20 protein-coding genes and 1 riboswitch are annotated in these 21,427 nt (G+C 44.6%); of the genes, 13 read left to right on the forward strand and 7 right to left on the reverse strand.

Features of this window, described 5'->3' with window-relative positions; all coding sequences use genetic code 11:
* Nucleotides 1–4: 4 nt before the first annotated feature.
* Nucleotides 5–436, forward strand: coding sequence for an STAS domain-containing protein (locus IEW69_RS09900; RefSeq protein WP_188626696.1), 432 nt, complete (start codon nt 5–7; stop codon nt 434–436).
* The gene (locus IEW69_RS09905) at nt 436–1,347 is read left to right on the forward strand and encodes a ribonuclease Z (protein WP_188626697.1); all 912 of its coding nucleotides are present in this window, start codon (nt 436–438) and stop codon (nt 1,345–1,347) included. The genes IEW69_RS09900 and IEW69_RS09905 overlap by 1 nt, the downstream gene beginning before the upstream one ends.
* Nucleotides 1,348–1,353: 6 nt before the next feature.
* Here IEW69_RS09905 and IEW69_RS09910 read toward each other — a convergent pair whose 3' ends face one another.
* The 3 genes from IEW69_RS09910 to IEW69_RS09920 are packed head-to-tail and all read right to left on the reverse strand — an operon-like array spanning nt 1,354 to nt 3,966.
* The gene (locus IEW69_RS09910; RefSeq protein ID WP_188626698.1) at nt 1,354–2,304 is read right to left on the reverse strand and encodes an MlaD family protein; all 951 of its coding nucleotides are present in this window, start codon (nt 2,302–2,304) and stop codon (nt 1,354–1,356) included.
* Nucleotides 2,305–2,320: 16 nt separating this feature from the next.
* The gene (locus tag IEW69_RS09915) at nt 2,321–3,121 is read right to left on the reverse strand and encodes an N-acetylmuramoyl-L-alanine amidase family protein (RefSeq protein ID WP_229663584.1); all 801 of its coding nucleotides are present in this window, start codon (nt 3,119–3,121) and stop codon (nt 2,321–2,323) included.
* Nucleotides 3,121–3,966, reverse strand: a complete 846-nt coding sequence (locus tag IEW69_RS09920; protein ID WP_229663585.1) for an N-acetylmuramoyl-L-alanine amidase family protein — start codon at nt 3,964–3,966, stop codon at nt 3,121–3,123. The genes IEW69_RS09915 and IEW69_RS09920 overlap by 1 nt, the downstream gene beginning before the upstream one ends.
* Before the next feature lie 92 nt (nt 3,967–4,058).
* Here IEW69_RS09920 and IEW69_RS09925 point away from each other — a divergent pair, with 92 nt between their 5' ends.
* The 3 genes from IEW69_RS09925 to IEW69_RS09935 are packed head-to-tail and all read left to right on the forward strand — an operon-like array spanning nt 4,059 to nt 9,356.
* On the forward strand, nt 4,059–6,701 hold the full coding sequence (locus tag IEW69_RS09925) for a putative LPS assembly protein LptD (protein ID WP_188626700.1): 2,643 nt from the start codon (nt 4,059–4,061) through the stop codon (nt 6,699–6,701).
* A gap of 3 nt (nt 6,702–6,704) precedes the next feature.
* Nucleotides 6,705–7,952, forward strand: a complete 1,248-nt coding sequence (locus IEW69_RS09930) for a competence/damage-inducible protein A (RefSeq protein WP_188626701.1) — start codon at nt 6,705–6,707, stop codon at nt 7,950–7,952.
* 57 nt (nt 7,953–8,009) lie between these two features.
* Nucleotides 8,010–9,356, forward strand: a complete 1,347-nt coding sequence (locus IEW69_RS09935) for a dihydrolipoamide acetyltransferase family protein (protein ID WP_188626702.1) — start codon at nt 8,010–8,012, stop codon at nt 9,354–9,356.
* A gap of 57 nt (nt 9,357–9,413) precedes the next feature.
* Here IEW69_RS09935 and IEW69_RS09940 read toward each other — a convergent pair whose 3' ends face one another.
* From IEW69_RS09940 to IEW69_RS09955, 4 genes are all read right to left on the reverse strand, one after another.
* The gene (locus IEW69_RS09940) at nt 9,414–10,658 is read right to left on the reverse strand and encodes a homoserine dehydrogenase (protein ID WP_188626703.1); all 1,245 of its coding nucleotides are present in this window, start codon (nt 10,656–10,658) and stop codon (nt 9,414–9,416) included.
* Nucleotides 10,658–11,716 carry a homoserine O-acetyltransferase family protein gene (locus tag IEW69_RS09945; RefSeq protein ID WP_188626704.1) on the reverse strand — a complete coding sequence of 353 codons (1,059 nt, stop codon included), beginning with the start codon at nt 11,714–11,716 and terminating at the stop codon, nt 10,658–10,660. The genes IEW69_RS09940 and IEW69_RS09945 overlap by 1 nt, the downstream gene beginning before the upstream one ends.
* A gap of 7 nt (nt 11,717–11,723) precedes the next feature.
* The gene (locus tag IEW69_RS09950) at nt 11,724–13,043 is read right to left on the reverse strand and encodes an O-acetylhomoserine aminocarboxypropyltransferase/cysteine synthase family protein (protein ID WP_188626705.1); all 1,320 of its coding nucleotides are present in this window, start codon (nt 13,041–13,043) and stop codon (nt 11,724–11,726) included.
* A 243-nt stretch (nt 13,044–13,286) separates the two neighbouring features.
* Nucleotides 13,287–13,397, reverse strand: a riboswitch (SAM riboswitch).
* A 147-nt stretch (nt 13,398–13,544) separates the two neighbouring features.
* Nucleotides 13,545–14,666, reverse strand: a complete 1,122-nt coding sequence (locus IEW69_RS09955) for a trans-sulfuration enzyme family protein (protein WP_188626706.1) — start codon at nt 14,664–14,666, stop codon at nt 13,545–13,547.
* Nucleotides 14,667–14,774: 108 nt separating this feature from the next.
* Between IEW69_RS09955 and IEW69_RS09960 the strand changes: the two genes are divergently transcribed.
* From IEW69_RS09960 to IEW69_RS09995, 8 genes are all read left to right on the forward strand, one after another.
* The gene (locus tag IEW69_RS09960; protein ID WP_188626707.1) at nt 14,775–15,263 is read left to right on the forward strand and encodes a lipocalin family protein; all 489 of its coding nucleotides are present in this window, start codon (nt 14,775–14,777) and stop codon (nt 15,261–15,263) included.
* 219 nt (nt 15,264–15,482) lie between these two features.
* Nucleotides 15,483–16,952, forward strand: a complete 1,470-nt coding sequence (gene crtID, locus IEW69_RS09965) for a bifunctional phytoene desaturase/3,4-desaturase (RefSeq protein WP_188626708.1) — start codon at nt 15,483–15,485, stop codon at nt 16,950–16,952.
* Nucleotides 16,953–16,962: 10 nt separating this feature from the next.
* Nucleotides 16,963–17,799, forward strand: a complete 837-nt coding sequence (locus tag IEW69_RS09970; protein WP_188626709.1) for a phytoene/squalene synthase family protein — start codon at nt 16,963–16,965, stop codon at nt 17,797–17,799.
* Nucleotides 17,799–18,311, forward strand: a complete 513-nt coding sequence (locus tag IEW69_RS09975) for a hypothetical protein (RefSeq protein WP_188626710.1) — start codon at nt 17,799–17,801, stop codon at nt 18,309–18,311. Before IEW69_RS09970 ends, IEW69_RS09975 begins: the two co-directional genes overlap by 1 nt.
* Before the next feature lie 50 nt (nt 18,312–18,361).
* A complete protein-coding gene (locus tag IEW69_RS09980; protein WP_229663586.1) occupies nt 18,362–18,781 on the forward strand; it encodes a sterol desaturase family protein in 420 nt (139 codons plus the stop codon).
* 101 nt (nt 18,782–18,882) lie between these two features.
* On the forward strand, nt 18,883–20,076 hold the full coding sequence (mqnE, locus tag IEW69_RS09985) for an aminofutalosine synthase MqnE (RefSeq protein ID WP_188626712.1): 1,194 nt from the start codon (nt 18,883–18,885) through the stop codon (nt 20,074–20,076).
* Nucleotides 20,076–20,687, forward strand: coding sequence for a histidine phosphatase family protein (locus tag IEW69_RS09990; RefSeq protein ID WP_188626713.1), 612 nt, complete (start codon nt 20,076–20,078; stop codon nt 20,685–20,687). Before mqnE ends, IEW69_RS09990 begins: the two co-directional genes overlap by 1 nt.
* A gap of 5 nt (nt 20,688–20,692) precedes the next feature.
* Entirely contained in the window at nt 20,693–21,418 is a 726-nt protein-coding gene (locus IEW69_RS09995; RefSeq protein ID WP_188626714.1) for a menaquinone biosynthetic enzyme MqnA/MqnD family protein, read from the forward strand.
* Nucleotides 21,419–21,427 lie beyond the last annotated feature (9 nt).

Raw genomic sequence — 21,427 nt, forward strand, 5'->3', positions numbered from 1 at the left:
TATAATGGCATTAATTGTTGATAAACACGAAAAGTACGTTGTTGTGAAGCTGAATGAGGAAACTTTTACCAACGACAATGCACCTTTACTAAAATCTGAATTCATCCTGCTAAACTCTCAAGGGTACCGCAACATCATCATGGACCTTTCTATGGTTACCAACTGCGAAGATAGCCAGGACCTGAGCTGCCTACTTGTAGGTGATCGCCTTTGCAGAAAGGCAAACGGCCACTTCCTGATTACCGGTGTAAATGAAAGCCTGGAGAAGATCATCGAGATTGCTGGCCTGGACGAGTCCCTGAATTTTGTGGCTAAGCTACGCGAAGCTGAAGACTTGATCTTCATGGAAGAGGTTGAGAAAGATTTGCTTGGTGGTGGATCTACCGATGAGGATGAAGATGACGAGGATGATTTGGACGAAGAGGTGCGTGGATAATGAAATTTGAGGTAACCATTCTGGGTAGCAGCTCTGCAACGCCTGTATATAATAGAAATCCGACAGCGCAGCTATTGAACTGCAATGAAAAATTTTATTTAATTGATTGTGGCGAAGGCACCCAGCAGCAACTAATTAAGTTTGGCATTAAAGCTAGTAAGATCGATCATGTATTCATCAGTCACTTACATGGTGATCATTACTTTGGCTTAATTGGCCTACTATCCAGCATGCACCTGAATGGTCGTACCAAGCCGATGAAGCTGTTTGGTCCAGAACCACTTTTAGATATCTTAAACTTACAATTCAAACACTCAGATACCATTCTTAAGTTCCCCATTGAATTCACAGCCATTCAGGCGGAACAACCGTCATTGATCTTTGAGAACAATGATGTTACAGTTGAAACGATCATTCTAAACCATAGGATTCCATGTACCGGGTTCAAGTTCAAAGAAAAGAAACGCCTGAGAAAGTTACTGGTTGAAAAACTGGAAGCTGATCAGGTTCCGCTGGAATACTATCCATTACTGAAGCGTGGTGTTGATTTGGATCTCCCTAACGGCTCCACCATCCTGAACACGGATTATACCACCGATTCAGCCGAACCCAAAACTTACTGTTACTGCTCTGATACGATTGCCGACGGTAGTTACTTAAACAGTATCCAGGATTGTACAGTGCTTTACCATGAGGCGACATTCCTGCACGACTTGCTAGAACGTGCGATATTTACGCATCACACCACTGCGCTGCAAGCTGCAGAGATCGCCTTGAATACTGGTGCTGGAAAGTTGTTGATCGGGCACTTCTCGTCACGCTATAAAACACTGCAGCCGCTCCTTGAGGAAGCTGCTGCAGTATTCCCGAATACCGAACTGGCACTCGAAGGGGTAACGTATTTAATTTAACTATTCTTACTTGTCTTTATTACCACCTCCAAACACGGAGAAGTGAACGTAACGCTTAGGATTTTCTCTTAAGTCGATCAACAGGTTATCCAGGTTTTTAGAAGCGTTATTTAAGTTGTCGTACATCTGACGATCATTCACCAACAGACCAAGACTGCCTTGTCCCTGATTTACTTTATTCACCACACTTTGTAGTTCAGCAACCGCTTGGTTAGCGTTGTCAATGGTTTGCTTGAAGTTCGCAGCAGCAACCTGATCTGAAACCGTATTCAGGTTAGTAAGGATGGCATTGATCTTTTGATTGTTGTTCTTAAGGTTGTTTGATATCGAAACCGCATTGTCCATAATCGTTGCCACTTTGGAGCTTTCTGTGCCCACCATACGGTCAACCTTTTTCGACGTTGCTTCCAAAGATGCTAGGGTAGAAGCAATGCTGTTAAAGCTCTTGTCAACATTCTTCTGGAAGTTTGGATTCATGATAGAGTTGATGGAGGTCAGGATAGAATCCAGTTTGCCAACCATAACTTCCGCTTTCTTTTGAACAGGTTCAACAGATTCCATCAGGTTCTTCTCGACGTTCGCATTTAGCGTATCACCTTCCTGCGCAAACTGTGTTCCGGTACCAAGGCCCATTACAATCGCCTTACTTCCCAAGAGGTCGGTGCTTTCCAGCCTTGCGATACTGTTTTTGGGAATATCGTACTTGCCATTAATCTTCAGTGTTGCCACAATAGAACCATCCGGCTGCAGTTGCAATTTATCTACACGGCCAATCTGGAAGCCATTAATCAGAACAGGTTTGGAGACACCTAGTCCATCAACCCGCGGATATTTCGCATACAGTATAGTTTCGTTTGAAAAAATGGAATTGCCTTTTAAAAAGTTGTATCCGATAATTAATAAGGCTATTGAAAAGGCAGCTAGTATGCCTACTTTGGTTTCATTTGCTATTTTCACTCGATCCTGGTTTATATTACTCGTTTTGTTTCTTGTACTGCTTAACTGCGTTAAAGATAGCATTAACAATCTCGTTCTGCCCAGTATCAGAGTTTATATACTTTTCTTCTGCCGGATTGCTGATGAAACCAATTTCCGTTAGTACGGCTGGCATGCCCACACGTTGAAGTATCAATAAACCCTGTTCCTTAACACCCCGGTTAACTCTATCATTCTTAGCGTAGTTGGACTGAATCAGCTTTGCAAACTCAGTACTTTTCGCCCTGAAGTTATATTTAAACAAAGAAAGTATGATAAAAGTTTCAGGATCATTCGGGTCGTAGCCGTCGTATTTCTCCTTGTAGTTTTTCTCAAGTTTGATATCCGCATTCTCACGGATCGCAACATTTTGTTCATTTAGGCGGTGTAAACCTGCTACAAAGGTTTCCGTACCAAAGGTTGACCTTGCGCTTGCACTTGCTACGGAGTTGCAGTGGATGGAGATAAAGAGGTCGGCCTTGGCGTTATTGGCGATGGCGGCGCGTTTTAGGAAGTCGACATCCACATCTGTTTTTCGCGTCAGCAGTACCTTCATATCTGGCATATCCTCCTCAAACTTCTTTGCCAGCTTGAGGGCCACCTCCAGCGAAACATTCTTCTCTGTAGAGAATGAACCCCTAGCACCAGGCTTGTTTCCCCCGTGCCCGGGATCAATAACGATCGTTTTAACCCGATAGCCTTCATCCTGCGCATTAACAACTAAACTACTTCCAACTATTAAAGTACCAATAAAAAATCCTAAGTATTTCCGCATTCCGCGCTGAAAAGTTCCGCTCATTAATTATGTTCTACAGTTTTCTTATATGTTGAAATCGCATTGAAAAGCCCACGGGTGATCTCCGTTTGCCCAAATTCCGAGTTCATGTATTCTTCTTCTTCAGGATTTGAAATGAAGCCAATCTCCGTTAGTATCGCCGGCATACCTGCACGGGCAAGTACGGCAAGGCTTTTTTCTTGTACCCCGCGGTCTATCCGGCCAACCTTAACATATTCATTTTGCACCATCTTGGCGAAGTTTAAGCTCGCTTCCCTAAAGTTGTTTTTCATCAGCGACAAGATGATATAATTTTCGGGGTTATTGGGATCGAAGCCTTGATAATTTTCCTGATAGTTTTCTTCAAGTAGAATTGCCGCATTCTCCCTTTTAATTACCTCATCCTGCTCATTCATGCGGCCCATACCTGAAACGAAAGTTTCCGTACCGCGCGTAGAAGTGCTCTTGCGGTAAACGGTCTTCGTAATCGGTACCCGTTTTCCGCTCTTCAGCTTCCGGTAGCCAGTGGTTACCGTGCTTCTTCTCAGGGGCATATCGTTACAGTGAATGGAGATAAACAGATCCGCTTTCGCCTCATTGGCTACACCAATACGGTCGTACAAGGGAACGAACACATCAGATGTACGGGTGTAAACCACACGAACATCAGGCATTTCTGTTTCAATGAGTTTTCCGAGGTTTAACGCCGTTTTTAGGGCAACTTCTTTTTCGGTTGAAAAAGCACCTCTGGTGGCGCCATCTTTGCCGCCGTGACCGGCATCAATAACGATTGTTTTTATTTTGTATCCCTGGCTAAATGCCTGGTTATCAATGCAAATAATGGTGATAAAAGAAATAAATATCAGCATTAGCGCTTTTGGACTTATCAATGGTATATTTTTGATTATTTTTGGACGTTTTGGATTATACATTAATGCAAAAATAACATTCACACACGAATTTGAAACTTTTAAGGTCAATCATTTTAGTTACCTCCTTCATTTTATTAGCCCTAACAGGTAGTAAATCCTACGGCTTTGCCGGTTTGGCAATGGTTCAGGTCGTACAACAACAAGATACCATTCCGCAAGATACTTCGAAACGTCAAACCCCTGCTGCAGGTGGCCTGAGTGACAAAGTGGAGACCTATGCGCGGGATTCGACAAAGTACAGCAAAGACCGAAGCATTATGTACCTGTATGGAAATGCACGTGTAGTTTATCAAAGCTTTGAGCTTGATGCTGAGTACATTCGTTACGATTCCAAGAACAATACCATCTTCGCGAGTGGCCTTAAAGATGAAAAAGGAAGGTACTTCGGCAAGCCCATCTTTAAGATGGAGCAGGAAGGTTCATCCGTGGCAGACTCCTTACTCTACAATACGAAAACAGGAAAAGGTACCGTTTACAACACCTTTACCGAACAGGAGGGGGGCTTCTTCTCCGGTGGACAAAGTAAAAAACAACCTGACGACGAGATCCACGTTAAGGGAATGACTTACAGTACCTGTAACCTCCCGCACCCGCATTTCGGTATCTACATCACCAAAGGCATTGTCGCAGAGCATCAGATTATCACTGGCCCTGCATACCTTAAAATAGAAGACATTCCGATTCCCTTAGGGCTTCCATTTGCGTTCTTCCCCAAGCCAAACAAAAAGGCTTCAGGGATCATCTTGCCTAGTGTTGGTGAGGATGCAACAAGGGGTTTTTTCCTGCGGGATGCCGGCTATTACATTGGCTTCAACGATTATCTTGATGCAAGGATCATGGGTACCATCTTCACCCGTGGTTCCTACGAGACCAACGTGACCTCCAATTACATGAAGCGGTATAAGTACAATGGTAACATCAACGTTGCCTACGCAAGCACCAGGAATGGCCTTGAGGGTACCCCGGAGTACGAACCGCAAAAAAACTTCCACATCAACTGGACGCATAGCCAGAATGCAAATGCAAATCCCGGAACTGTTTTCAGTGCCTACGTGAATGCCGGAACCTCTTCTTATAACCGCACCACAGCAGCTGGCAACACCTATGACGTACGTGCGATATCACAGAACACTTTAGCTTCCAGCGTAAGTTACGGTAAGACCATGGGCATCTTCAACCTTACGGCGGCACTTGGGCACAGCCAGGAAATCCAGAGCAAGACCATCAGCTTAACCCTGCCACAGGTAAACTTAAGTATGAACACCATCAATCCTTTTGATTCCAAGAACAGGGTAGGTGAACAGAAATGGTATCAGAAACTAACGCTGGGTTATTCCATGCAAGCGAACAATACTGTGAGTACCACGGAAGATAAGCTCTTCGATAAAGACGGATTTAAGCGCTTCCAAAACGGTTTCAACCACAACATTCCAATCAGTTTACCATTTAACGTTGCAAACTATTTCAACTTCAACGTAAATGCAACATACAATGAGCAATGGCATTTCCAGTCAACAGACCAGAAGTTATTGAGGCTTGTTAATCGCCCGGATTCTTTAACCTACGACACCGTTCAAGGCTTTAAAAGGTCCGCTGAATACAACATCGGTATTGGTATGTCCACCAAGATTTATAACCAGGCGCAGTTTGGTAGCAAAAGTAAAATCAATGCCATCAGACACGTGATGACGCCGAACTTTAACCTGAGCTACAAGCCTGACTTCTCGAACCCAAGCAAAGGATATTATAGAGAATTAGAATATCAGGACGGCCAGAAAGTTGTAGATCCGTCGTACCCGGGACGCAACAGACGGTATTCCATTTTCGACCGAACCTTATATACCGGCCCATCTCAGGGTGAACAGGCACTCCTAAGCTTTGGATTGGATAACACCGTGGAGGCGAAAGTCAGATCAGATAAGGATACCACCGGAACAGGCTACCGCAAGATTCCCATTATCCAGGGTTTAAACTTCTCCGGATCCTACAATTTCCTTGCACCAGCCTTTAAACTCTCCACCATTTCCTTTAGCGGACGTTCGCAGTTTACCGATAAACTGGGCATTAACTATAACGGTACGTTGAACCCGTACCAGGTTGGATTAGATACCACGGGCAGCGTCGTGACGAAGAGGATAATTGATAAGTACACCATTCCTCGTCTAACCAGTTTCGGCTTCTCTTTCGATTACAGTCTAAACGCGGAATCTTTTAAGCGCCGTAACGAGAACATCGATCGCATTAACGAAGAGACGGTGAAAACAGGACGTACGCCAGAGCAGGACGCACAATTAAGAGCCATCAGCAGGGATCCAAATGCGTTTGTCGACTTCAACATTCCATGGAATTTCGCCTTTGCATATAGCTTCCAGTATTCAACTACAGAAGCTGGAACCCAGGCCAGGATCACGAATGCTTTAACGTTTAATGGTGACTTCAACCTTACGGAGAAGTTAAAAGTACAGTTCAACTCAGGATATGATTTTGAGCAAAAGGGTATCGCGCTTACCAATATTGCAATCTACCGTGATCTGCATTGCTGGGACATGAGCATCAACTGGGTACCATTTGGCTATTACAAAAGTTACTCAGTAACCATCAAAGTGAAAGCATCCATTTTACAAGACCTTAAGTTGAGCAAACAACAAGGTTACTACTCGCGTTATGACTAACATATGCTAGCAGAAATTATTACCATCGGAGATGAAATTCTCATTGGGCAAATCGTAGACACGAACTCTGCCTGGATGGCACAAACCTTAAATAACATTGGCATCCGTGTTAAACAAGTCAGCTCTGTTTCTGATGATGAACAACACATTCTCGATGCCCTGAAGCTGGCAGAAAGCCGTGCTGAAATTATCCTCATCACCGGCGGCCTTGGTCCCACAAAAGACGATATTACCAAAAAGACGCTTGCCAAATACTTTAACATGGGCTTTCGCCGTGATGAAGAAACGCTGCAGCAAGTATCTGCCATCTTCGCCAAAGCAAACCGGCCGATGATTGAATTGAATCGCATGCAAGCGGATGTACCCGATGGTTGCGTCGTTGTGCCCAACCGGAATGGCACTGCCCCCGGAATGTGGTTCAATGAAAACGGTAAGATTTTCGTTTCCATGCCAGGTGTACCCTACGAAATGATGTACATGATGGAAGAAGAGGTATTGCCACGATTGAAGACCACGCTGAACGTGCCTTTCATTTACCACAAAACCATCCTTACAGCAGGCATCGGAGAATCTTTCCTGGCTGTGCGGATTGCTGAAATTGAAGCATCTCTCCCCGAATACATCAAGCTTGCTTATTTGCCGAAAATGGGGCAGGTGCGCTTACGTTTAAGTGGTAGCTCCAGAGATGAGCAGCAACTTCATGCAGACATCAACCATTATTCAAAACAACTTGCCGATGAGGTTCGGGAGTTTGTGGTTGTTGAAGATGATATTCCATTGGAGACGGCCGTGATGAACATCATGAAGTCTAACAACTTAACCCTGTCAACCGCGGAAAGTTGCACCGGCGGCTACCTTTCACATCTGCTTACCCGTCACCCGGGGAGTTCTGCCGTATTTAGCGGCGGTGCGGTAACCTACTCCAACGACCTGAAGATGGCCGTGCTTGGCGTGCAAGCGAGTACGCTGCTGGAATATGGTGCCGTAAGTGAACAGACCGTTAAAGAAATGGCAACAGGCGCCTTACAGGCGTTCAAAACAGACTACGCAATATCCGTTAGTGGTATTGCCGGGCCAGACGGCGGTACTCCGGATAAACCCGTTGGTACAGTGTGGATTGCTGTAGCGAGTGCCCATGGGGTGGAAGCACGAAAATCCACCTTTGGCAATAAACGTACGCAGAACATAGAACGTGCCGCTGCCTCTGCACTCATCCTCCTGCTAAGCCGCCTTAAACTAGATCATCAATAAGTTCCTGAAAACACTTACTTTTGTCGGGAAAACCAAATAATAATTTACCAATTTAATATGGCTCAATACGAATTACTGTTACCCAAAATGGGGGAGAGCGTTGCAGAAGCAACCATTATCAAATGGACCAAACAACCTGGTGAGCGCATTGAACTGGACGATACCATACTGGAAATTGCAACCGATAAGGTCGACTCAGAAGTTCCGGCGCCTGTTGTTGGAACGCTTGTAAAACAGTTATATAAAGAAGATGATATTGTACAGGTAGGCGCCGTGATCGCGATTATCGAAACAGAAGGTGCTGAAAGCACATCCGAAGCTTCCATGCCTGCTGAAGTTCCAAATGATCTTCCGGAAGTACCCCTGCCAGCAGCCTTAACCACAGAAGCAGCAAGTCAGCCAGCACAAACCGAAGCATCAGAATCATCAGATCGCTTTTACTCTCCGCTAGTAAGAAACATTGCAGCGCAGGAAAATATATCCGCATCAGAATTAGATAAAATCCAAGGTTCAGGTGCCGAGGGCCGATTAACTAAAGACGACCTTTTAAAGTACATTTCGGAACGTGGCAATGCAGCAGCTCACTTGAGCACCACAACGCAGGCTGCACCAGCACCTCAAACACAAACTCCACAGGCAAGTTCAATACCTGCACCGGTGGCGAAATCAGCACCGGTTGCCGTAAGCCTTGGCGGTGGAGATGCAGTAATTGAAATGGACCGTATGCGCAAGCTGATCGCCGATCACATGGTGATGAGCGTTCAAACTTCGCCACACGTAACATCATTCGTAGAAGCCGACGTTACCAATATGGTGCTTTGGCGCGACCGCGTAAAGAAGAGCTTCGAAAAGCGCGAGAATGAGAAAATTACTTTCACACCGATCTTCGTAGAGGCCGTTACCAAGGCCATCAAGGATTTCCCAATGATCAACGTTTCTGTAAATGGAACACAAATCATCAAAAAGAAAGACATCAACATCGGTATGGCGGCCGCCTTACCAAGCGGAAACCTGATCGTGCCGGTCATTAGAAAAGCAGATCAGCTTAACCTGGTTGGTTTAACCAAGTCCGTAAATGATCTTGCAATACGTGCCAGAAATTCAAAGCTTAAGCCAGACGAAACACAAGGCGGAACTTTCACCATTACCAACGTTGGTTCATTCGGTAACATCATGGGTACACCGATCATCAATCAGCCACAAGTGGCAATTCTTGCCGTGGGGGTGATCAAAAAGAAACCTGCAGTTTTAGAAACAGAATTCGGTGACGTTATCGCTATTAGACACATGATGTACCTGTCACTTTCTTACGACCACAGGGTTGTTGATGGTGGATTGGGTGGTGCATTCGTGAAACGTGTCGCTGACTACCTGGAGAACTGGGATGTCAATCGCGAGATTTAACAACATAAAACAAAAAGGGCCGGTAATACCGGCCTTTTTCATTAAAACAAACACAAACTAATTTAGTATTACGGCTTCTTCTTCTGCGCTAATCGACAGCGCAGCTTCTGAAAAGGAGTAGTCTCCTGTATGTGCAATGAACACATCTCCTTGCTCCAGAAGACTTTTGTTCTTCAATAAACTTTCGAGTCTCACCATGCCAATGACATACTTGTAATCATTCCTGCTGAAGCGCTCTACAACGTTCCTTACCTCCAGGCTTTCCAGCGTACTTTCTTCAGCATAGCGGATGTAAACTTCTATATCAACCTCGTTAGAATGGCTCAAGCCTTTTTGCCTGTGGTACTTCTTATATTCATAACGGTAGCCATATCGTAGCGCCGTTATATCCGACAATACTGCAGAGCCGGTAGGATGTCCTCCTGCTCCTTTACCGAAGAAAAACTGCTTGTCTGCAAAAGCAGCCTGTACGGTTACGCCGTTATATTCATTTTCTACGTTGAAAAGGAAATCGTCAGATTTTACAAATTTTGGCAACACATAGGTAATCAGTTCTGCGCTACCGACCTTCTTTGCTGTAGGTACAAGCTTAATCTTAAAACCTTTCTCTTTCGCGTAGCGGATATCGTGCTCAGAAATATGCTGTATCCCCACATTCAAGATTTGTTCTGGATCAAGGAACAAGCCATAAGCATGTGCCGCCACAATCGTAAGCTTAAATTTTGGATCGTAGCCCCCCACATCAAGGATTGGGTTACTTTCGGCGAATCCAAGATCCTGCGCCTGTTTCAAAGCAACATGGTAGTTTAGCTGCTCATTGAAAATCTTGGACAGAATGTAATTCGAAGAGCCATTAAAAATACCGCTGATGCCGTGCAGCAGTTCGTTATCATAGTATTCTTCAAGATTACGGATGATTGGAATACTGCCGCAAACAGAACCTTCATACAGCAGCGAGGTGCCATGTTCCAGCTGTAAAGCAACCAGCTCGGCTAGATGATTGGCGATCATCTTTTTGTTGGCAGACACAACATGTTTACCGCTGCTTAAAGCCTTTTTGGCGATTTCAAAAGCAACATCTGCATCATCAATTAACTCTACTATCGTATTAATCTCCGGATGATCAAAAATCTCCTGATGATTCGTCGTAAACAACGATGGATTCAGGCTTCTCTTTTTTTCTGGATTCTTAATGGCAATCTTAATCAGCTCCAAGTTGAGATCTTGTCCCAGGATTACATCATATAACCCTTGTCCAACAACACCAAAACCAAAAAGTCCAATCTTTATTTTTTCACTCATTACGCAGTCTGTATTAATTTTATAATCTTTTTACTTGCACTTTCTTTAAGAAAATTGCTGATAAGCCCGGTCAGTGCTTGTGTTTCAATCAGGAAACCATCATGACCATAGGCGGAGTTTACCAGCTTATACTGAGCACCAGGAATATGCTTCGCGATGAACTCTTGTTCTGTTGTCGGAAATAATACATCATTCTCAATCCCGATAACAAGGGTGTTTGCCTGAATTTCAGACAGGACCTTCGTGATACTTTGTCTGCCACGTCCGATGTTGTGACTGTCCATCGCCTTTGTCAGATACCAATAGCTGTAAGCATTAAATCTTTTGAGCAGCTTTTCGCCCTGGTAGTTCTGGTAGGAGGAGGCCCGGAAATCCGTCGTCTTCTCATCAGAGCTCTCCAGTTGCGTTGCACCATAAGCTTCGTACGTCCGGTAAGATAAAAGCGCGATGCTTCTCGCAACCTTCAATCCTTTACTGCCGCCATCTTTCTGCTGTGCATAAAAGCTCCTGTCGGTGCTTATGGCTAGCCGCTGACTCTCATTAAAGGCAATGCCCCATGGCGAATGCGCAGCATTACATGCCAGCAGGATCAGGTTCTCGATCGTTTTGTTTGCCATGATGGACCACTCTAAGGCTTGCTGGCCACCAAGTGAGCCACCGATCAATACTTTGATGGAGGTGACCCCCAGATGCGAAGCAAGCAGTTGATGCGCCTTCACCATATCACGAATGGTATATTCAGGAAAGGATAGGTAGTATGGATTACCCGTAGCTGGATTGATCGATAGCGGATTTGTTGTGCCATAATGGGAGCCGATCACATTGGCGCAAACGATGTAATGTTCCTCTGGATTGAAGAGCTCCTTTTTTCCGAAGAGCCCAGTCCACCAGCTGAACACATCAGCATTTGCGGTAAGCGCATGGCATACCCAAATCACATTATCCTGCTTTGCATTCAATTTGCCATAGGTATGGTAAGCAACATTAAAATTTCTAAGTTGCTTACCACTTTCTAAGGTTAGACCATTTGCGGCCCTAAAATATTGTACCTCACTCATCCGCTAATCAGCTTGTTGCCGCTGTACCTAAAATCTTTTGAAAGGCTTGTTCAAAATCAGCCTTAATATCATCGATGTGTTCTATACCTACCGAAACGCGGAGCTGCGTAGGCGTTACACCTGCTGCAAGTTGCGCTTCCGGACCCAACTGTTGGTGTGTCGTAGCAGATGGTTGTATGATTAAAGTTTTTGCATCACCCACATTGGCAAGGTGACTCACTAATTTCAAGTTGTCGACCAAAGCGATGGCTTGTTCCTTCTCGCCATGGAGCTCAAAGGACAAAACGGCGCCAAATCCATTCTGAAGGTATTTCTTAGCAAGTGCATGATATGGACTGCTCTCCAAGCCTGGGTAGCTTACTTTGTTCACCGCAGGGTGGTTTTCCAACCACGTGGCCAAGGCAAGTGCATTTTCAACGTGGCGCTGTACACGAAGTGATAGGGTTTCCAAACCTTGGATTAACAGGAAGGAGTTAAAAGGGGAAATCGACGGACCGAAGTCGCGAAGGCCTTCGAGGCGGGTACGAATCGCAAATTGGATGTTCCCAAAAGGTCCGCCAATACCAAATACATCATTGAAGACCAGGCCGTGGTATCCTTCACTTGGTTCGGTAAACTGTGGGTACTTTCCGTTGCCCCAGTTGTAACTACCACCATCCACGATTACACCACCAATGCTGGTACCATGACCACCGATCCATTTTGTCGCAGACTCCACAACAACATGTGCGCCATGCTCCAGCGGACGAAACAGGTAGCCGCCAGCACCGAAGGTATTATCTACGATTAACGGCAGGTCATGCTTTTGTGCGATGGAAGATAGTCTTTCGAAGTCTGGAATGCTGAATGAAGGATTCCCGATCGTTTCCACATAAATCGCTTTTGTTTTCTCGTCGATTTTAGCTTCAAAATCTTGCGGGTCATCACCTTTCGCGAATTTTACTTCGATACCGATCTTTTTAAAGGATACTTTAAACTGGTTGTAACTTCCGCCGTACAAGTGCGAAGAAGCAACAAAGTTGTCTCCGGCCTGCAGAATATTTGTTAGTGCAAGAAACTGCGCAGCCTGGCCAGAGCTTACCGCAACGGCAGCGACGCCACCTTCCAGCGCGGCAATTCTCTTTTCAAATACATCCGTTGTTGGGTTCATTAGACGGGTGTAAATGTTCCCGAACTCCTTTAGCGCAAAAAGATTTGCACCATGTTCCGAGTTTTTAAACCCGTAAGAAGTGGTTTGATAAATTGGAACGGCACGGGAACCGGTTGTTGGGTCAATTTCCTGACCAGCATGCAGTTGTAGGGTTTCGAATTTATATGAAGTTGACATAAATTTTTGATAAGTTGAAATGAATGGATAGAGAAAAGCGTACCTCGATACGAGGCCTTCCAATTTGAATGGCGTAACAAGAATGGAAGATTTTTAGATTCAGGCTATGCAACAGCACATACAAACCGGTACAGGTTCAATACTGTAGTCGATCGTGTTAGCCGTTGTAAGTAGGTTGGATTGTGGGAAAAGGTAAGGTCTGCAGGTGGGCAGCGCTTGTTGGTTCGTTTTCATTTTAGTTCAATATTATTTTTCCATGAGCACCATGCTCAGGGTCAGGAATTGGCACCTTCTCGGGTTAGGAGGGTTGCCAGTGGGTTAATGAGCCTGTCTCTCGCCACTTCTTAATAAATCAAACCATGTAACCGGTTGATTAGATCAGCCTAGCTGATGTCACAAATGTATATTTTACATCCACAACTTCAAAACTTTATTCTGAAAAAATGTCAAATAAAATCATATGAGCCGATTTCACGGATGAAATCGGCATGATTCCAAATATTATAATTCGCTAAGTGCCTGATTGAAGTCTGCAATCAGATCATCAACATGCTCTAACCCTACAGAGATGCGCAGCAGATTTCCAGGTGTTTTCGTATCCGGACCTTCTACAGAAGCTCGATGTTCAATTAAACTCTCTATGCCGCCCAAGCTGGTGGCCTGAGCAAACAGTTTTACTTTATTGACGACTTGCTTAGCTTCTTCGAATCCGCCTTTAATCAAAACCGACATCATGCCGCCGAAATCCGACATCTGTTCTTTTGCAATCTCATGCTGTGGGTGGGAAGGGAGCCCAGGATAATAAACCGCTTCAATCTGTGGATGTTGATCCAGGTATTGTGCCAGTGCCATGCCATTGCTGCAATGCCCACGCATTCTATACGGTAGCGTTTTGATGCTTCTTACCAGTAAAAAGCAGTCGAACGGTGAGGGCACAGCCCCTCCAATCTGCTGTATGTTACGAATGCGCGCCCAAAGCTCGTCCTGCTTCGCCGTAATTAAAGCGCCACCCAACACGTCACTGTGGCCACCAATGTATTTCGTAGTCGAATGCATGACGATGTCTGCCCCCAAGGTTATTGGATGCTGTAACATTGGCGAAGCAAAGGTGCTATCGCAAGCCAGAATCAGCTTATGCTGTTTTGCCAGGGTACCTAAGGCCTTGAGGTCTGTGATCTTTAATAGTGGATTGGAAGGTGTCTCCACCCAGATCATCACGGTGTTTGGCTTTATAAAAGATGAGATCTGTTCAACGTTCGTAAGATCCACGAAGTCGATGTCTAAACTCTCCTTGAAGATGGTTTGAAGTTGCTTTTTAAAGCCCCAGTACATATCATCTGGTGCAATAATGTGGCTGCCAGGTTTTAGGGCCTGAAAGACTGCCATACCGGCTGCATTACCGGAAGAAAATGCGCAGCAATCCGCACCTTTGTCCAGCGTAGCGAGCAGATGTTCTAAGGTGGAACGGTTTGGATTACTCACCCTGCTATACATATGTCCTCCGGGATATCCACCATTTTCATCTCTAAAAAAGGTCGTTGACAGGCTAAGTGGCTGAGTGACATCTCCAGTATTACTTTTTACTAAGTTTCCGGCATGTATGGCAAGGGTCTCTGTTTTCATTTTAGTCTATTTTAAAAAACGTTCTTTTAATGAACAATATTAAGGTTGTGCATTAAGCCTAACAAGATTTGGCAGGATTTGTGTAAGTTATGATGAAAAAACAATTTTATGAAAAGAATATTAGTAATCGCAGCCATTTTATGCAGTGCCATAATGGTGTTACAAAGCTGTTCCTCTACAAGATCTGCAAGCACGATTAAGCGCGGTAATGTTACAGGAACATGGGTGTTGAGCAATGTGAGTTACGAGGGTGTACCTGCTATAGCCGTTAGATCTTTTCTTGGTGAAGCTTCTGCAAGCTGCTTCAACGGCAGTACCTGGAGCTTAACCAATAGCGGAAACGGAAGCTTCATCCTTTCGGGTGGCGGCGAAGGTTGTGTAGCAAAAACCCAAAGTATTTTTTGGTCTGCAAGTCCTGCCGATCAAACTTTCCAATTCAAGAAACTTGAAGAAGGTGATAAGGCGAAAAATGTAGATGAAGGTTATCGCTTAGTTCTGTCTTCTGCAACAGGAGACACGATGGTCTTGAAATCGCCAATTGAATATGGTAACGCTACAGCTTATGTTGTTTTAAACTTCACAAAAGCTACAAAATAATAAGCACTGCAAAAATATCAGGCCCGGCACCAACAGGTGTCCGGGCCTTTTTTGTGCCAAAGAGGATACGGTTCATCGACCCATGAGCCTCCAATCCAGCTGCTGCTCCCTAGTTCTTCATGCTGGCTGTTCAATTCGGCATTAAAAAGTTCGTAAACGCCTATAAACAATAGGTGCCGAACCTTATCTTGCAAACTTTTCCATCCATAGAAAAACTTAATGGCCAACATTTCAATCATAGGAAGTGGATTTTCCGGACTTTCAGCGGCATGTTTTGCAGCAAAGGCCGGCCACGACGTTACCGTGTTCGAGAAAAATAAAGTAATCGGCGGTCGCGCCAGAACCTATACCGCAGAAGGTTTCACGTTTGATATGGGGCCGAGTTGGTACTGGATGCCTGACATCTTTGATAACTTCTTTGCACAGTTTGGAAAGAAAACATCGGATTACTACAGCCTTAAGCAATTGGATCCTGGATTTCAGATGATCTTTGATGCGCAGGCGACGCTTCAGATCCCAGCAGATGCGGAAGCATTATATGCGCAGTTTGAAGCCATTGAGCCGGGTAGTGCTGAAGCACTGAAGAAGTTCCTAAAAGAAGCGCAGTTCAAGTACGAAGTAGGCATGAAGGATCTGGTTTATAAACCTGCATTCTCCTGGATGGAGTACGCCAACTTACGTGTCGCTAAAGGCATGCTGCAGTCTAACTTATTCAGCTCCGTAAGCAGCTACGTCAAGAAATATTTTAAAGATCCAAGGCTGGTGGCACTAATGGAATTTCCGGTGCTGTTCCTGGGCGCAATGGCGAACAAGATTCCCGCATTGTACACGATGATGAACTATTCAGCCTTAGTTCAGGGTACCTGGTATCCGGATGGGGGCATGCATCAGATCATTGCAGGCATGCACCAACTAGCTGAGGAGCTCGGCGTAAAGTTTCATACAGAGACAACTGTAAAACAGATACTGGTACAAAATAATGCAGTAACCGGTATACGAACCGACAAAGGAACGTTCGCAGCCGATGGGGTAATTGCATCTGCCGACTATAACCATGTAGAGCAACAACTACTTGAAGCACCTTACCGGAATTATTCGGAAAGCTACTGGGCAGAAAAAACCTTTGCACCGTCATGCCTCATTTATTATCTTGGGGTCGATAAGAAGGTTGATAAATTATTGCACCACAGTTTGTTCTTTGACGCCGACTTTGAAAAGCATGCGGAAGACATTTATAAAACCCCACAATGGCCAAATAGGCCTTTGTTCTATGTTTGCTGTCCGTCTAAAACGGATGCGAGTGTTGCCCCGGAGGGGATGGAGAACATCTTCATCCTGGTTCCAATAGCAACGGCACTCGAAGATACGGAGGCAAGACGTGAAGCATATTTCGACGGGATCATCAGCAGGATTGAAAAGTTCAGCGGCACGACCTTTCGTGAAAACATCGTCTATAAGAAATCCTATTGTATCAACGATTTCGTAGATGATTATAATGCCTACGGAGGGAATGCTTACGGTTTGGCGAATACATTAAGTCAGACTGCGGTCTTAAAACCTTCATTAAAAAACAAAAAGCTTGCGAATCTCTTTTACACCGGACAGCTTACTGTTCCTGGTCCTGGGGTTCCGCCGGCATTAATCTCCGGACAAGTTGCCGCGCAGGAGCTATTAAAAGTATTACGTTAGCACAAAACACATGAAACAACTATTTGATGATATATCAATTGCTTCGAGCAAAATCGTCACGAAGACGTACAGTACCAGCTTTTCACTAGGGATCAGCTGTCTGCACCGTAAATTTCATGAAGCAATTTACAGCATCTATGGTTTTGTGCGTTTGGGTGACGAGGTTGTGGATTCCTTTCATGATTATGATAAGCGCACTTTGCTCGCTGAATTTCAAGAAAGTACATACCGGGCCATTGATCAGAAGATCAGCCTCAATCCAATACTGAACAGCTTCCAGCATGTGGTAAACAACTACGGCATTGAGCGGGAACTCATTGAGCAGTTTCTTGCGAGTATGGAAATGGACCTTCAGGATAAAAACCATTCTTTATTTTCCTATGAAACTTACATCTTGGGTTCTGCCGAGGTTGTGGGGCTCATGTGTCTTCGGGTATTTACGGAGAACAACAGGGAGATGTATGATCACCTGAAACCATCAGCCATGAAACTTGGTGCGGCCTTTCAAAAGGTGAATTTCCTTCGGGACCTAAAGAACGATTACGAAGGACTTGGTAGGGTATACTTCCCGGGGATAGATCTGACGGTTTTCACACAGAAGGAGAAGGAGCAGATAGAATGTGAAATCCAAAAGGATTTCGATGATGCACTGGTTGGCATCAAGCAGTTGCCGAGGTCGTCCAGATTTGGCGTATATGTTGCTTACATTTATTACAAAACCTTATTCAACAAGATCAAATCTGTTTCCTGTGATCGCATTATGGAAAGCAGAATCAGAGTACCTAACGCACAGAAAATTAGTCTGCTTGCCGGTTCTTATGTAAAACATAGCTTAAGATTAATTTAATGATTAAAATATTATTTCTACTTATCGGTTTACAGATGTTGGCCAATGGAACAGACCTTACGGAAATGCGGAAGCAACTTGATAAGGCTGCAAACGACAGCAAGGTTGCCGATCAGTTTAACGACCGGTTTAAAGATCTCAATGAGAAAACTGCAGCGCCTGTGCTTTTAGGCTTCAAAGCCATATCAGAGATGATCCAGGCCAAACATGCTTTCAGTCCGATCAGCAAAGTATCTCATTTTAAAAAAGGCAAACGTCTGCTGGAACTTGCAATATCTAAAGACCCAAACAATGCAGAACTGATCTTCTTCAGATACACCACACAGGTGAACGTACCGGGCATGTTAAACTACAGTTCAAACCTTAAAGCAGATCGTCAACTACTCGTAAACTTCCTGAAAGCGGATGCAAAGGCACCTAAAGATGCCGACCTTCATCGGAGAATCAAGAAATATCTGGTTTCAGATAAACCTGGATCTGCAACTGAGGTTGAAATGTTAAAGAAATTATAACAATGACTGTTCTATTAAATATTGGAATCGTAATACTTACTTTTTGCTTCATGGAGTGCGTAACCTGGCTTACACACAAGTACATTATGCATGGCCTATTCTGGAATCTGCATGAAGATCACCACAATAAAACACCACATTTCTTTGAGAAAAACGACTACTTCTTCGTGATGTTTGCGTGTGTATCCATGTTTTTCTTTGGCGTAGGTAACTTCGTTGAGGGCTTCCGGTTTATGTTTTACATCGGCATAGGCATCACGCTCTATGGCATCGCCTATTTTCTGGTTCATGATGTGTTTATCCACCAACGATTCAAGTGGTTTACCCGTACAAACAACATCTACTTCAGGGCTTTGAGGAAAGCCCACAAAGTGCACCACAAACACATGGGCAAACAGGAAGGTGAGTGTTTTGGGATGTTATTTGTGCCGCTTAAATACTTCAAAGAAGCGATGAGAAGCAAACAGTAACAATGGTATAACCCTTCGTTTTACAAATAGCTGACAGCATTGCAGTCGCCGGAAAAGCCCTTGCGGCCATTTTTTCGTACTTTTGTTTATACGACATGGAAATGGATACCATTACAAAACTGAACTTTCTTATAAATGACGCCGGGCTTTCTGAGCCATTAAGAGCGATAGCCGTTAAAGTGCTTAATGCTGAACGTATTAGCTTCGATGAAGGTGTACATTTATATGAACACGCTGAACTGAGCTACCTTGGCGTACTCGCAAACTTCATCCGGGAACGTAAACATGGTGACAACACCTACTTCAACCGGAACTTTCATATTGAGCCAACCAACCTTTGTGTTTATACCTGTAATTTCTGTTCTTATTCCAGATTGATCAAACAGCGTGAAGATGGCTGGGAAATGAGCGTCGATGCGATGATTGAAGCGCTTAAGAAGTATGATCAGGAGCCTGTTACCGAAGTGCACATCACCGGTGGTGTGGTACCTAAGCAGAACCTGGACTTTTACGCGGAGTTCTTCCGCAGAGCAAAGGCGCATCGCCCGGAATTACATATCAAGGCTTTAACTCCAGTGGAGTACTACTATATTTTCAAGAAAGCAAAGCTTAGTCACTATGAAGGTATGAAATACCTTCAGGAAGCTGGGCTTGACTCCATGCCGGGCGGGGGAGCGGAAATTTTCCATCCCGAAGTGCGGACTAAGATTGCCAATGATAAGTGTAACGCAGAGCAGTGGCTGGACATTCATGAAGAGGCGCACAAGCTTGGCATGCGTACAAATGCCACCATGTTATACGGCCATATCGAGCAGTTCTGGCACCGTGTGGATCATATGGAAAGACTTCGTCAGCAGCAGGATAAAACTGGTGGCTTTCAAGCATTTATCCCTTTGAAGTTCCGCAACCAGAATAATCAGATGAGCAACGTTCCTGAGGTTTCTGTTATCGAAGACCTAAGGAACTATGCAATCGCAAGAATTTACCTCGACAACTTCGACCATATAAAAGCCTACTGGGCAATGATCAGCAGACAAACTGCGCAGCTTTCGCTGAACTTCGGTGTAGATGATATCGATGGCACACTTGATGATACCACGAAGATCTACTCCATGGCAGGGGCTGAAGAGCAAACACCTGGTATGAGCACCCGCGAACTTGTTGAACTTATTAAGCAGGTAAACAGGAAACCGATTGAGCGCGACACGCTTTACAACGTTGTTACGGATTATACCGACCACATGTTTGAAGATGCATCTAAGCCTCAATACTACAAACTTCCCGTTATCAATTAATGGAGAAGGAAATCTACATCATCAGACATGGTGAAACGGCATTAAATGCAGCTGGCATTGTTCAGGGTCGCGGTATAAACAGCGATCTTAATGACGTTGGACGGGCGCAAGCGGAAGCTTTTTATCAGCATTATAAGCATGTTGCTTTCAACAAACTATATACTTCTACACTCAAGCGTACGCACCAAACGACTAAGGGCTTTATTGACGCAGGTTTAGCCTGGGAACAATTGGCTGGCCTGGATGAATTAGCTTGGGGAGAGTGGGAAGGCAAATCTGCAACGGATGAATCCCGCGCCGCGTTCAGAGATATGGTGGAGCAGTGGCAATCCGGCAATTATGATGCGAAGTTCAATGGTGGAGAGAGTCCTGCAGAGGTGCAAGTACGTTTGCAGGAAGCTATGGATTACATCTGTAGTAAGCCTGATGAACTTCGTGTGTTGATTTGCATGCATGGCCGTGCAATGCGTTTGTTGTTTTGCATGCTTACCGGTAAGCCCTTATCGGACATGGTCGATTTCCCGCACTTGAACACGACTTTATATCGTTTTAAATACAAGTATGGTAAGTTCGAAGTCGTAGAGTTTAACAATACCGATCATCTTAAATAATAGCCTTGAATAAAATAAAAGTATCTGCTGTATCTTATACAAATACAAAACCATTCATCTATGGCATTGAACATTCAGATGTCATCAACCAGATAGATCTTAGCTTAGATATTCCTTCAGATTGCGCTGCCAAATTAATTGATGGACAAGTAGATGTAGGACTGATACCGGTAGCTACAATACCCTTAGTGCCGAATGCAAACATCATTGCAAACTACTGTATTGGTTCCGTGGGTGCGGTGAACTCTGTATTCATTTTTTCCAAAGTTCCGGTTGCAGAAATCCGTACGCTGAAGCTTGATCAGCAGTCGCGCACCTCAAATAACCTCGCCAGGGTGCTTCTTAAATTCTATTGGAAGCAGGAGGTTGAACTGACGACAGATCAGGATGCAGAAACAGATGCGCTGGTGCTCATTGGCGATAGGACTTTTGGGAAGACGCTTGACTTTCCGTACTCGTATGACATGGGCGCAGAATGGATGAACTTCACTGGCTTACCTTTCGTATATGCCGCATGGGTGGCGAATAAAGCCCTTCCTGAAAGCTTTAAACTGGCCTTTGATGCCGCATTAAAGATCGGGGTGCAGAACAGCGGACTTGTCGCAGCTGCATTGCCAGCGGTACCGAACTTTGATATGCATGATTATTTAACCAGTAAGTTAGACTTCAACCTTACGAAATCCAAGCGTGAAGCATTATCGCGCTTTCTGGACTACATTACCCTGCTGTAATACCTTATT

This window comes from Pedobacter quisquiliarum, assembly GCF_014642175.1.
Classification (GTDB): Bacteria; Bacteroidota; Bacteroidia; order Sphingobacteriales; family Sphingobacteriaceae; genus Pedobacter; species Pedobacter quisquiliarum.

Bases quoted from the DNA above. Each gene is read 5' to 3' on its own strand.
- IEW69_RS09900 (WP_188626696.1), top strand. From the start codon at position 5: ATGGCATTAATTGTTGATAAACACGAAAAGTACGTTGTTGTGAAGCTG.
- IEW69_RS09905 (WP_188626697.1), top strand. From the start codon at position 436: ATGAAATTTGAGGTAACCATTCTGGGTAGCAGCTCTGCAACGCCTGTA.
- IEW69_RS09915 (WP_229663584.1), bottom strand. From the start codon at position 3,121: ATGAGCGGAACTTTTCAGCGCGGAATGCGGAAATACTTAGGATTTTTT.
- IEW69_RS09920 (WP_229663585.1), bottom strand. From the start codon at position 3,966: ATGCTGATATTTATTTCTTTTATCACCATTATTTGCATTGATAACCAG.
- IEW69_RS09930 (WP_188626701.1), top strand. From the start codon at position 6,705: ATGCTAGCAGAAATTATTACCATCGGAGATGAAATTCTCATTGGGCAA.
- IEW69_RS09935 (WP_188626702.1), top strand. From the start codon at position 8,010: ATGGCTCAATACGAATTACTGTTACCCAAAATGGGGGAGAGCGTTGCA.
- IEW69_RS09940 (WP_188626703.1), bottom strand. From the start codon at position 10,658: ATGAGTGAAAAAATAAAGATTGGACTTTTTGGTTTTGGTGTTGTTGGA.
- IEW69_RS09945 (WP_188626704.1), bottom strand. From the start codon at position 11,716: ATGAGTGAGGTACAATATTTTAGGGCCGCAAATGGTCTAACCTTAGAA.
- IEW69_RS09950 (WP_188626705.1), bottom strand. From the start codon at position 13,043: ATGTCAACTTCATATAAATTCGAAACCCTACAACTGCATGCTGGTCAG.
- IEW69_RS09955 (WP_188626706.1), bottom strand. From the start codon at position 14,666: ATGAAAACAGAGACCCTTGCCATACATGCCGGAAACTTAGTAAAAAGT.
- IEW69_RS09960 (WP_188626707.1), top strand. From the start codon at position 14,775: ATGAAAAGAATATTAGTAATCGCAGCCATTTTATGCAGTGCCATAATG.
- crtID (WP_188626708.1), top strand. From the start codon at position 15,483: ATGGCCAACATTTCAATCATAGGAAGTGGATTTTCCGGACTTTCAGCG.
- IEW69_RS09970 (WP_188626709.1), top strand. From the start codon at position 16,963: ATGAAACAACTATTTGATGATATATCAATTGCTTCGAGCAAAATCGTC.
- IEW69_RS09975 (WP_188626710.1), top strand. From the start codon at position 17,799: ATGATTAAAATATTATTTCTACTTATCGGTTTACAGATGTTGGCCAAT.
- IEW69_RS09980 (WP_229663586.1), top strand. From the start codon at position 18,362: ATGGAGTGCGTAACCTGGCTTACACACAAGTACATTATGCATGGCCTA.
- mqnE (WP_188626712.1), top strand. From the start codon at position 18,883: ATGGATACCATTACAAAACTGAACTTTCTTATAAATGACGCCGGGCTT.
- IEW69_RS09990 (WP_188626713.1), top strand. From the start codon at position 20,076: ATGGAGAAGGAAATCTACATCATCAGACATGGTGAAACGGCATTAAAT.